9 protein-coding genes and 1 other RNA gene are annotated in these 11949 nt (G+C 58.4%); 7 read left to right on the forward strand and 3 right to left on the reverse strand.

Annotation, left to right across the window (positions count from 1 at the left end; all coding sequences use genetic code 11):
• Positions 1-310 precede the first annotated feature (310 nt).
• The 3 genes from NW816_RS01330 to NW816_RS01340 all read left to right on the forward strand — a co-directional run bounded on the left by NW816_RS01330 (position 311) and on the right by NW816_RS01340 (position 4128).
• Complete coding sequence (locus NW816_RS01330; RefSeq protein WP_414407978.1) at positions 311-1870, forward strand: sugar transferase; 1560 nt, start codon at positions 311-313, stop codon at positions 1868-1870.
• Positions 1871-1880: 10 nt separating this feature from the next.
• Positions 1881-2648, forward strand: a complete 768-nt coding sequence (gene purC / locus NW816_RS01335; RefSeq protein WP_414407979.1) for a phosphoribosylaminoimidazolesuccinocarboxamide synthase — start codon at positions 1881-1883, stop codon at positions 2646-2648.
• Between the two features lie 61 nt (positions 2649-2709).
• Complete coding sequence (locus NW816_RS01340) at positions 2710-4128, forward strand: DUF2157 domain-containing protein (protein ID WP_414407980.1); 1419 nt, start codon at positions 2710-2712, stop codon at positions 4126-4128.
• 1139 nt (positions 4129-5267) lie between these two features.
• On the opposite strand, the gene hemC is transcribed toward NW816_RS01340, so the two are convergent.
• Positions 5268-6254 carry a hydroxymethylbilane synthase gene (gene hemC, locus NW816_RS01345; protein WP_414407981.1) on the reverse strand — a complete coding sequence of 329 codons (987 nt, stop codon included), beginning with the start codon at positions 6252-6254 and terminating at the stop codon, positions 5268-5270.
• Between the two features lie 278 nt (positions 6255-6532).
• Here hemC and NW816_RS01350 point away from each other — a divergent pair, with 278 nt between their 5' ends.
• The 4 genes from NW816_RS01350 (at position 6533) to serS (ending at position 11058) form a co-directional block, all read left to right on the forward strand.
• Entirely contained in the window at positions 6533-6994 is a 462-nt protein-coding gene (locus NW816_RS01350; protein WP_011433386.1) for a YlqD family protein, read from the forward strand.
• Between the two features lie 187 nt (positions 6995-7181).
• The gene (locus NW816_RS01355; protein ID WP_414407982.1) at positions 7182-8660 is read left to right on the forward strand and encodes a glycosyltransferase; all 1479 of its coding nucleotides are present in this window, start codon (positions 7182-7184) and stop codon (positions 8658-8660) included.
• A 63-nt stretch (positions 8661-8723) separates the two neighbouring features.
• Positions 8724-9716 carry a ketol-acid reductoisomerase gene (gene ilvC, locus NW816_RS01360; protein WP_414407983.1) on the forward strand — a complete coding sequence of 331 codons (993 nt, stop codon included), beginning with the start codon at positions 8724-8726 and terminating at the stop codon, positions 9714-9716.
• Positions 9717-9750: 34 nt separating this feature from the next.
• Positions 9751-11058 (forward strand): serine--tRNA ligase, encoded by a 1308-nt coding sequence (gene serS / locus NW816_RS01365; protein WP_414407984.1) that lies wholly within the window; start codon positions 9751-9753, stop codon positions 11056-11058.
• 302 nt (positions 11059-11360) lie between these two features.
• Here the strand turns inward: serS and NW816_RS01370 are convergent, their stop codons facing one another.
• Together NW816_RS01370 and ffs are read right to left on the reverse strand one after the other, a co-directional pair.
• Entirely contained in the window at positions 11361-11765 is a 405-nt protein-coding gene (locus NW816_RS01370) for a hypothetical protein (protein ID WP_414329207.1), read from the reverse strand.
• Between the two features lie 64 nt (positions 11766-11829).
• An RNA gene (ffs, locus tag NW816_RS01375) (signal recognition particle sRNA small type) lies at positions 11830-11927 on the reverse strand.
• Positions 11928-11949 lie beyond the last annotated feature (22 nt).

Genomic DNA, 11949 nt, shown 5'->3' on the forward strand with positions numbered 1-11949 from the left:
GCTTAAACTCTCATGTTTCGACATCCAATGTCTGCAATTCTGGTAGTTTCTACAACAGCCTTTTCCGACGGTACTTAACCCACTCAACAGGGATTTTTATCTCTTGCATGATGAGGATCCCAATTACTTAAAGAACTTATTTTGTGTCAGCAGCATGAAGTCCTTTGAAGCTGGGAAGGGCCGTCAATAGAATTATCTGGTGAGGGCTACCCATTCAAGTTTTGGTCAACACTGATCTTGTCCAATAGCCTCAGATGCACAATCTTTTCTGTAAGATTGTCAACAGTCTTGATGCCGAAGGAGATAACCCTTGGCCGAACGCGGCTATAAAACTCGTCTGGATCTGCATCGTTTGTGGGTGCCCTTGGCCTGTTTTGGCGATGGCCTTTGTATTTGGTTGGCCTTTGGGGCGGGCTACTGGCTGCGCAGCTTGCGTCCTCATCAGCTCTTGCCTTGGGATGTCTACGCGGCCTTGGGATTGTTGACCGCCCTCAGTTATTGGGGCATTCAGGCGGGCTTAGGCGGATACGGTGAGTCGAAGCGCTTGTCTCGCTTTGAAGAATGGGCCAGTTTGCTGGTGGGGTTGGGATTGACGTTTGGTTTGGTGCTGGCAGGGGCCTTTTTCGTTCGCTCGGTCTCTTTGTCGCGGCTGGTGGTGGGCTACGCCGGCTTGTTGGCTCTGCTGAGTTTGACTTTGGTACGGGTGGGGTTGCGGCTGGGCATGGGCTGGTTGTGCTCTAGGGGCTACGGTCGGCGGCAGGTCATCTGGGTGGGATCCTGGTCGGTGTTGGCGGAAGTGTTGGAGCGATTGCAGCGATCCCCGCAGTTGGGCTTCCAGGTAGTCGCCTGGGCAGGCGTAGAGCAAGGCTCTTTTGAGGAAGATCCCCCATCTCAAAATGGGGATCCCTGTCAAGATTCATATCCAGTACTAAACACCGCCCGCCCTACCTCTGACGGGGTTAAGTCTGCCGACAGGACTCTGTCCGGCTCATCCCGAGGAACCCTCTCCTGCTTGTGCAGTCAGCTTGAGCCTTCCTGGTCGGCTCTTGAGCGTCTGGATCTGGTCCATTTGATTGCCTATCTGCAAGCCCACCCAGAAGTGCAGGAGGTGTGGTTTGGGCAACCGGAGCTGGCAACTGCTCCTCTGTTGCTCAGTTTGCAAACATTGTCGGTGCAGGTGCGCTTGGTGCCGGATATCTTGAGTTTTTTAACGGTGAACTTCAGCCTGCAGTCTCTCGACGGGATCCCGCTGCTAACTCTGCGTCAGCCCCCTTTGCGCTACGCCCACAACCGGTTCCTCAAGCGAGCTGTAGACATCCTAGGAGCTTCCCTGGGCCTGATCTTGCTTAGCCCTCTGTTTTTGATTATTGCCCTGCTGGTAGCCTGCAGCAGTCCTGGCCCCATTCTGTATTGGCAAGAGCGGGTGAGCTTGGACGGGCGTCGCTTTTGGATTGCCAAGTTTCGCACCATGCGGGTGGATGCCGAGGGATCCGACCGGCCCGGCTGGACGCGCCCTGGGGATCCACGGCGGACGGCGGTGGGGGCCTTTTTGCGCCGCGCCAACTTGGATGAGCTGCCCCAACTGTGGAACGTGTTGAAGGGAGAAATGAGCTTGGTGGGGCCTCGCCCAGAGCAGCCCTATTTTGTGGAGCAATTTAGCCAGGAGATCCCCAAGTATCCTGATCGGCATTTGGTGAAAAGCGGCCTGACTGGCTGGGCCCAGATCCACGGCCTACGGGGGGATACCAGCATTGCCCGCCGCACCCAGTATGATCTCTATTACGTGCAAAACTGGTCGCTGTGGCTGGATCTGCGCATCTTGGCCATCACCTTCTGGCAAGGGATCCGCGGACGGCTGGCCGGATACTAGGGGTTAGCGTATGCCATTCTCCCCCCAAGAGCTGCTCTACGAGGGCAAGGCCAAGCGCATCTACCGCACTGCCGATCCCAGGGTTTATCTTTGCCAATACAAAGACGACGCCACGGCCTTCAACGCCCAAAAGCGGGGATCCATCGCCGGCAAGGGAGAAGTTAATTGCACTGTCTCTAGCCGGGTGTTTGCCTACCTGGCGCAGCAAGGGATCCCCAACCATTTCTTGGCCCAAACCGGCCCCACCGAGATGCAGGTGCGAGCCTTGCACATCCTGCCTTTGGAAGTGGTGGTGCGCAACCGCACAGCGGGTAGCCTCTGCCGACGGCTGGGCCTGGAGCAGGGCCTTCCCATCGAGCCGCCGCTGGTGGAGTTCTATTACAAAAACGATGCCTTGGGGGATCCCTTGGTGACCCCAGATCACATCCGCCTATTGCAGTTGGCCACGCCGGAGCAGGTGGAGCGCTTGGGATCCCTGGCTTTGGCCATCAACAACCATCTGCAGGCTTTCTGGCGAAGCTGCCGCCTAGAGTTGGTGGACTTTAAGCTGGAGTTTGGCCTGGACGAGAAGGGAGAGATCCTGCTAGCCGACGAGATTAGCCCCGATACCTGCCGTCTTTGGGATCGGGAGGGATCCGAGCCGCGAGTGCTGGACAAGGATCTCTTTCGCTTTGATCTGGGGGATCCGGTGGCTGGCTACCAGGAGGTGCTGCAGCGAGTGCTCCAGGCTACTCTCCCCTCTCCGTCTGGGAGAGGGGCCGGGGGTGAGGGACTATAATCGCCTCAGCGATCCCACTCCTTTAACGCCCGAGCCTCCTTTCGCTTGTCGGGATCCCGCCATGACCTCTCCCCGCCCCCCCTACCCCGGCGAGCGTTTCCGCCGCCAACTGGCCGACCTGCTGAACACCTGGGTGGAGCAGGGGTTGATTGAACCTGAGCAGCGGGATCGGCTGTGGGAGTACTACCAACTGGATAGCTTGCCCCGAGCGGCCGGCAGCCGTTTTGTCTTGGTGCTGCTACTGTTTGGCGCAGTTCTGGTGGGCCTAGGGGTGATCTCCTTTGTGGCGGCCAACTGGGCTGCCATTCCCCGCTGGGCAAGAGCCTGGGGGTGCTTGGCCCTCATGGTAGGGCTGCAGGTGGCTGGCTTCCAGGTTTGGCAGCAGGGATCCCGACGGCTGGGCAGCGCCCTGCTGATAGCCGGTGAACTGACCCTGGGAGCCTGTATTGGCCTGATGGCCCAGTGGGTTCAGCTTGGGGGATCTGCGGCAGGCTTGTTTTGGGCCTGGGGGATGGGCAGTTTGGCCATGGCCTACAGCTTGCGTCACAGCCCCAGTGGTGTACTGGCCTGCCTTCTGCTGGGCTTGGGGATGGTAGCCGACTTCGTGGATTGGGGGACTGTCAACTTCCTCTATCCTTGGTTGACCCTGGGCCTGCTGGTTCCTCTGGCCTATTGGTGTTGCTCTCGCTGGGTTTTTGCCCTGGCCGTGGTGAACTTTGGCCTGGCGTTGCAAGGGTTAGCCGAGCGTTTGGGCAGCTCTTTCCAAGGTTTAACCCTTTTGCATCTGCTTGGTGTTGCAGTTGTGTGGGGGTTGGGTCTGTGGCACCAACGCCATAAGCCTTGGCTAAGCCGGGTTTTAACTGAAGGAAGGGATCCAGAGCTTCCCGGCGAGCTGGAGCAAGGCTTGGATTTGGCCCCGACGGCCCAGAACTTGGCTCTGCTGGGGTTGGGTGTCCTGCTCTATGTCTGGAGCTTCTGGGGCACCTGGCTCGTTGATCTTCCTGCCGATCCCCTCTTGGACGCTGGGGATCCCTGGGCTGGGCTGTCGGCGGCGGGGTTACTGCTGCTGACGGGCTGGGGCTGGTGGCAGGGTTGGCAGGAGAAGAGATCCCAGCCCGTTTCGTCTTGGCTGAAGGATGCTGCTGTTCTGATTTCTCTGGTTGCCTTGGCGCTTTTGCTGGGGATCGGCAGCGCTGTGCCTTTGAACGTGACGGCAGGAGCAGCCTTGGTCCTCTTTGCCCCCTGGATAGTGACCTTGCTGTTGCTGGGGCTGTCAGCAGTGCTCTGCTGGGAAGGGCTGCAGCAGGGGCGGCGAGGACGTTTCTGGCAGGGACTGTTGGGGCTGACCCTGGTGGTGCTGACCCGCTTTTTCGAGTACCCAACCGGCCTGTTGGTCAAGTCGGTGGCGTTGGTGGTTTGTGGGATCGGGGTGATCTGGATTGGGCTGAAGTTTGAGCGGCGCATCTTCTCCAGATCCTAAGTTTTCTTTCCCTTCTGGGAAGCCAAGTCCGCTTGGTTTAATTTGGTTTAACTAAGCGCACCTTAAGGCAAAGACCTAAATTAAGCTTAATTAAATTTCACAAGGTTTGAGGAACCTGCTCGTATTCCGGAAAGTCTTTGCTGCCAGATTATTTTTCCTCTCCGTCGGCTTTAGCTGTAACTGAGGAAGAACGGGCATCTCTATACTTTTAAGGTTTGGAGAACACAGATGAAAGCAGGGCTTCACTTGGGCATTTTGGCTCTACTACTCACACCGTTTTGGGAGAGTGGTTTTCTTCCAGGTACTGCCTTGGCTCGAGATCATTTTTTGGTGGCTCAGGCCCCGGAGCCAGCTAGGCAGCCTATGCCTTCTGTGCCTAGATCGATACCCTCCCCAGTTCCCATAGCTCCGGCAGAATCCTCAGAAACTGTAGATGAGCTATTCCGCCAGGTTCCTTTCCCCCCTTCGCCAAGACCTCTGCCTGGCCTTCCGTGCTCGAGACCCATGGTGTTGCGCTCAGTAACCCTCAGCGCTCCTCCGCCAAACCCTGCTTCACCCCTTCAATCGGAGCTTCCAGCCCAGATTTGGACAACTCTCCAGGGCCCTTTCGGGACAGTCAACTGGGGAGAGCCCCAAGCCAATAAACTCTTTGCTCATACCTTCCAATGGAGCCCCCCTTGTAAAACGGGCTGCCGGATGGGAGGCACCCTTACGTTTACCTATCGCAATAACTTGCAGGCAACAAGTAACACAACTCCTGATGCCGGGAACGACAAGTACTACCTATTCAACAGCGCGATTTCAACCGACGGGATTTCACCTCCAACTCAAGCAACTCAAGCGGGGTTTTTGTATACTTTCCCAAGTCCGCCTACTTCCCCAATTCCGCCTGGCCAAACCTTCACCAAAACTCTAACCCTCTCGCCGGCAGAGATTGCCAACAACCGAGTGACCTTAGTAGTTCAAGATGATACGGCGGTTTTGGGAGCTAAGCTAGAGCTTAGATACTGCTGCTGCGAATGCGAATTTCCCATTTGAAGTTGAGTGAAATTTGCCTTAGGGGGGACTTCCGTGCCCCCCTTTTCTTCAACTCCCCCTGGCTGCAGACCTCAAAGCTTACTCAGAAAGGGTGGAAAAGCCTAACGGCGGGCCTGGGCAAAAATGGCTTGCAAAATCTCGTCGGCCCCCTGCTGTTTTAGCTTTTCTGCCAAAGCTACCCCCACCGCTTCCGGGTCGGCTACGGATCCCATTTGGCTGTCGCGGATGAGCCGCCGGCCATCCAGGTCGGCCACCATACCGGTTAGGTGCAGCGCCTCCCCTTGGACTTGGCTGTGAACGCCAATGGGCACTTGACACCCTCCTTCCAAAGCCCGCAGGAAAGCTCGCTCTGCCAAGCAGCGGGCTGTGGCCTCCGCATCGGCCAAGGGTCGGATAAGCTCCAGAATCCGCTCATCTCCCTGCCGACACTCGATTCCCAGGGATCCCTGCCCAACCGCGTACAGAGACACGCTGGGATCCAACACCTCGTGGATCCGGTCGGCTTTGCCCAGACGCTTCAAGCCGGCCACCGCCAAAATCAGGCCATCGTACTCTCCCCGCTCCAGCTTAGCCAGGCGGGTGTTGAGGTTGCCCCGCACGTCCTTAAAGCGCAAGTGGGGAAAGGCATGGCGCAGTTGGGCCAGCCGCCGCAGCGATGAAGTGCCGATCACCGTCCCCTCTGGCAGGGTGGCCAGTCGGTAATCCCGGAACTTTTCCCCCACCACCAAAGCATCCAGGGGATCCTCCCGCCGCGTGATCGCCCCCAACACCAAGCCCTCCGGCAGGCGAGTGGGCAAGTCTTTAAGGCTGTGTACCGCCAAGTCGCTGCTGCCGTTGAGCAGGCTAACTTCCAATTCCTTGGTAAAAAGACCTTTGTCCCCAATTTTGGCCAGTGCCACATCCAGGATGATGTCTCCCTGGGTGGAAAGGGTGTTGAGCTCCAGGGGTAATCCCGGATGGTGTTCTTGCAACTGACCCATCACCCACTGGGTCTGCACCAAAGCCAACTCGCTTTTTCGAGAGGCAATCCGCACCGGCTTGGTGATCCCAGCAGAGGGCTTGGAAGGGGTCGAGGCCCGTTCGCTCATGGCTGCCGCAAAAAAGAACACTGTCTCTCACGCTAGCCGAATCTGTGCCAGGGCAAGGCGGCGGCCTTTAAGATCCTTAACCAAAATTGCAGTTTCCCGAAATCAAGACTTTACCGCAGGGATCCCAGCCGGTAGGATAAGTAGATGGATTCTCCGGCTCGGCGGGGGAGGATCCGGTCTGTCAAGCTCCTCTTCCCCAACCCCAGAGCTTTTGAGGGGAGCTTTCTACAATGGGCACAAGCCCCTGGTTTGGTTGGTCGTCTGCCTGGATGAGTCTTATGGAAGAAAACAACGTCAGCAACGGCACTCAATTACTGCTCAAACGCAACATTCCCGTTAAGGTGGTGGTCACACCCCTTTGGAAAAAGGAAATGCAGGAGCAATTAGAGCGGCAGATCGAAGCCACCGATGCTCAGATGCAACAGCTGGAGTTTCAGGGCAAGCGGGCTATTGCCGAACTGGAGAAACAGAGCCCCAACCCCAACAGCCCCCAAGTGCTCCAACAGGTGGAAGCGGTGAAAAGCCGCGTGAACGAGCAGAAAATCCGCCTCTTGGATCAGAAAAACCAATTGTTGCAGCAGATCAACCAACTGAGCACCCTGGAGCTTAACCAAGAAGTGCTGCAGGGCAATGTGGAGAGCTTCTTCCGAGTCCAAAAAGGAGACAACCTGATCCAGAAAATGCAGGTCGAGATCCTTCTGGAAGATGGGGTGATCAAAGAGATTCGCGGTAACCCATAGGCTACTCACCCCCTTGCCGGAGAAGCGGCAGTCGGGATCCCCAATTTTTCTCGCCTGTAGGTTCTCGAGAACTCCGTTTCGCCAACACAATGGGTGACAATAGGTAACAACCTCTTAACAGCCTTTGGGTTAACGCTCGCACAGGCTGGCGAGGTTGGGTAACATTGCCGCCCGGGGGAGGATTCCCATGTCTGAGTTCGTCTGGTCAGAGCCAGAGCCTCTCGAGGATCTTTATCTTCCCGATTGGTTGCTCACCTCGGCCCAGCGCCGCCGTCTCAAGGCTCTGCTGGTTCTGGCCATGGTGTGGGGGTTGGTCAGCCTGATGCATGTGGTGCCGACGGCCCGTTGGATCACCGTTGGTTTGGCCACGTTCATGGTGATCCACATTAGCCGCTTATTTCGCCTGCAACCGGCGACCTCCCTGCCCCCTCTGAGACTTCCTCCTGCCGCTGCGACCCGCCGGGATCCCAGGTCAGCAGATAACAACAATGACTCCGTCCTGCCGATGCAACCGGATGGGCAGAGCGGTCTTGCTAAGTTCGGTGACGAGTTGGGGGGGCTGGCCTTGCCCCGTGTGGCTGTGTTGATCCCGGCCAAGAACGAGAGCGCAGTACTCCCGCGTCTGTTGCACAGCTTGACCCAGCTCCGTTACCCCACCAGCCATCTGGAGCTGTGGGCCATCGACGACAACAGCAGCGATGCCACCCCTGAAGTTCTGCGGGAAGCCCAAAAGCGGATCCCCCATCTGCGGGTTTACCGGCGGCAGCCGGGGCGGGGCGGGGGTAAGTCCGGCGCCCTCAACGAGGTACTGCCCCTCACCCAAGGGGAGATCATCCTGGTCTGCGATGCCGATGCTGTGGTGCCTTCGGATTTTCTTGCCCGCACTCTACCCTTGTTTGTTCAAGTGAGCAGCCTGCGCAGCCGTTTCAGCAGACGGACGGTAGGCGCTGTCCAGGTGCGCAAGGCCCTGAGCAACCCCAACGTCAACTTCTGGACTCTGGGGCAGGTGGCGGAAATGGCCTCTGATGCTTACTTCCAGCAGCAGCGCGTGGCTGTGAGGGGTATTGGCGAGCTACGTGGCAACGGCCAACTGGTGCGGCGAGATGTCTTGGAAAAGTGCGGCGGCTGGAATGAGAGCACCCTCACTGACGACCTGGATCTCACCTTCAAGCTGCACCTGGCGGGCGTAGATATCGCCTTTCTGACGGAGCCGGCCATCGTCGAAGAAGGGGTCACCTCTTGGAAAAGTCTCTGGCACCAGCGCTGCCGCTGGGCGGAAGGGGGCTACCAGCGCTATCTCGACTACTGGCCAGGGATCCTCAGTCGCCGCATGGGGATGGCCAAAACGGTGGATCTCTGGGCCTTCTTTATTTCTCAGTACTTGCTGCCGATGGCCTTGGTTCCCGACACCCTCTGGGTGCTGTTGACGGGCCACTCCTCGGTGCTGCTCCCCTTGAACGCTCTGGTGATGGGCTGCCTGACGGTGGCTTTTTACCGGGGGCTACGCCAGGTGGAGGGCTTGCGCGGACGGCGACTTTGGTGGCACACCGCCCTGGGCTTGGTCTACATGCTCCACTGGCTGCCGGTTATGATCGCCACAACCGCTCGCATGTGTGTACAGCCCAAGCGCCTAAGGTGGGTGAAAACTGTTCATCACGGCGCTTGAGGTCAGCAAGTTGGATCCAATCCTGCTATCCTAGTCAAGCACCTGCTCACGCCCTGCTCGACCATGGCCCGCCTCTACTACGACACCGACGCCAACCTAGAGCCTTTGGCCGATAAAACCGTTGCCATCATCGGCTATGGCAGCCAAGGCCACGCCCACGCCCTCAATTTGCGCGATAGCGGTGTCCAGGTCATCGTTGGCCTTTACCCTGGCAGCCCTTCCTGGCCCAAAGCCGAGCAAGACGGCTTAATGGTCAAAACGGTGGCGAATGCTGCCGATGCCGCCGATTGGGTAATGGTTTTGCTGCCCGATGAAGTGCAAAAGGCCGTTTTCCAGGGCGAAATCCGTCCCCACCTGCAGCCGGGGAACGTGCTCCTCTTTGCCCACGGCTTCAACATTCACTTCGGGCAGATCCAGCCGCCGGCAGACGTGGATGTCATCATGGTTGCCCCCAAAGGCCCTGGGCACTTGGTGCGGCGCACCTACCAAGCGGGGGAAGGGGTGCCCTGCCTGTTTGCCGTCTATCAAGATGCCTCGGGAATGGCACGGGAGCGGGCCATGGCCTATGCCAAAGCCATCGGTGGCACGCGGGCCGGCATTTTGGAAACCACCTTCCGGGAAGAGACCGAAACCGACCTCTTTGGCGAGCAGGTGGTGCTCTGTGGTGGGCTGACGGCTCTGATCAAAGCGGGGTTTGAAACCTTGGTGGAAGCGGGCTACCAGCCGGAACTGGCCTACTTCGAGTGCCTGCACGAGGTGAAGCTGATCGTGGATCTCATCGTCGAGGGGGGCTTGGAGAAAATGCGCCACAGCATCTCCAACACGGCAGAATACGGCGACTACACCCGTGGCCCCCGCATCATCACGGAGCAAACCCGCGCCGAGATGAAACGCATCCTCGCCGAGATTCAAAGCGGCCAATTTGCCCGTGAATTTGTCTTGGAAAATCAGGCCGGCAAGCCAGGGTTTACTGCGATGCGGCGCCGCGAGGCCGAACACCCCATTGAACAGGTGGGCAGGGAGCTGCGGGCCATGTTTAGCTGGCTAAAGAAATAGGTCGGATATCTGGAGCTGAGGGTAGACCATCTCTGTGCTGGATCTGAAGCTGCTGCGGGATCGCCCTGAACAGGTACGCCAAGCCCTGCAAAACCGCCGGGCCACAGTCGATCTGGATGGGATCCTGCAGTTGGATCGGGAGCGGCGGCAGTTGGAGGCCCGCAAGGGATCCCTGCAGGCCGAAAGCAACAGCCTCGGCAAAAAAGTCGGCGAGATCATCCGCCAGGGGGCGGATCCCCAAGGCCCCGAAGTGGCGGCCCTGCGGCAGCGGGGGGTGGATCTCAAGGCCGAGATTGCCCAACTGGAGCAGCAGGAACGGGAGCTGGAAGAGGAGATTCGTGCTCGGCTGCTTACCCTGCCCAATTTGCCCCTGCCCAGCGTGCCGGTTGGCCGAGATGAGGCCGACAATGTAGAGGTGCGCCGCTGGGGTGAGGAGCTAAAGCCGGCCCATCCTGTCCTTCCCCATGACGAGATTGCCGAAAAACTGGGGTTGCTGGAGATTGGCCGTGCGGTCAAAGTGTCCCAAAGCCGCTTTGTGGCTATGGTAGGGGCGGGCGCGGCCCTGGAACGGGCTTTGATTGCCATGATGCTGGAGCGCCACGTTGCAGCCGGCTACACCGAGGTGATCCCACCCTTTTTGGTCAACAGCGCCGCTTTGCAGGGGACGGGGCAGTTGCCCAAGTTTGCCGAAGACAGCTTTCGCTGTGCTGACGACGACCTGTGGCTGATCCCGACGGCGGAAGTTCCCCTTACCAATCTGTACCGGGATGAGGTGATCCCTGCGGAGTCCCTCCCTCTTTACTTCTGTGCTTACACCCCTTGTTTTCGCCGTGAGGCGGGCAGCTATGGCCGCGACACCAAGGGGCTGATCCGATTGCACCAATTTCAAAAAGTGGAGCTGGTTAAGGTCACTCGCCCAGATCAATCGGAAGCCGAACACGAGAAGCTGGTGCAGGATGCCGAGGCCATTTTACAGATGCTGGAGCTGCCCTACCGGGTGGTGGAGCTGTGTAGCGGCGATTTGGGCTTTGCGGCAGCCCGCTGCTTTGACCTGGAAGTGTGGTTCCCCTCCCAAAATCAGTACCGCGAGATCTCCAGTTGCTCCAACTGCTGGGACTTTCAGGCCCGCCGTGCCAACCTGCGCTACAAAGAGACCGGCCAGAAAGGCACCCAGTTAGTTCACACCCTGAACGGCTCTGGCTTGGCGGTGGGGCGCTCTCTGGCTGCCCTGCTGGAAAATCACCAACAGCCGGATGGCTCGATTCGCATTCCCAAGGCGCTGCGTCCCTTTCTCAGCTCCCGGTTTCTCTCGGAAGACGGGATCCTCATTCCTGCTGCCTGAGCTCAAACTCAACCCAGTTTGATTGAGACTCGATTGAGACGCTCCTGCCCACCTGGCAGACGCCCTTATCTTTTCTGCAGTTTGGAAATGAATCAGCTTGACCTGCTCCTCGCTCTACAAGGATGAGGATCCCTAACACTTCACAGAGACGATCCACCTGACGGTAGCCTCAATCTTTAGGGTCATTTCAAGTTAGGTTGAGACACTTCCCAAGTGCTCTGCGGTACCGCTTCCGCTATGCAAAAGGGGAGAGGAGCTAGGAAGCAATGCATTCCTACCTTCCTGCCGGGCTGTCCTTCCGCTCAAGATTTGCCCTTGAGGCGATCCAACTCAGCTTGCAATTCGGCGATCTTCTGGCGCAAACGGGCCGCTTCTGAAAGTTCGATGGCCGTGCCTGCCTCGCCCTCGGCATTGCTAATGTCGTCGATGGTGATCTTGCGGGGACCGGCAGTTTGTCTGTCTTCTCCCTTGCGGTTGGCGTTGGCGGCGATGGCATCCATGTAAGCCCGCGCCTCTTCAGCGGTCATCGCCCCCCGCTCCACCAGCTCGTCCACCAAAGCTTGCGCCTGCTTGCGCAACTCCATCAGACGGATACCCGCTTTGCTGGCCACCTTGGCAGCATTATCCGCCGCCACAGCCGCCAAACCCATGCCGAAGTAAAAGGCTTTCTGAGCCCAGTTGGCGAGGGGATTGTCTGTTTCGGACATAGTGTAATGCGCTGCTAGGGCAAGGAGGAGAGAACCCAGCAGAGAGGAAAGTGGGGTAGCAAAGGGCGACCCGGGTTGACGCGCCTGCTCTGAGCATCCCGTGGTGCTGCTATCTTCCGATCCTGACACGGTTTGGGCGTCGGAGCTGCACGGACCCAGGTCTTTCAGTAGCCTAGCATTTTTC

The sequence above is a fragment of the Synechococcus sp. W55.1 genome (assembly GCF_047461655.1).
Lineage (GTDB): Bacteria > Cyanobacteriota > Cyanobacteriia > Thermostichales > Thermostichaceae > Thermostichus.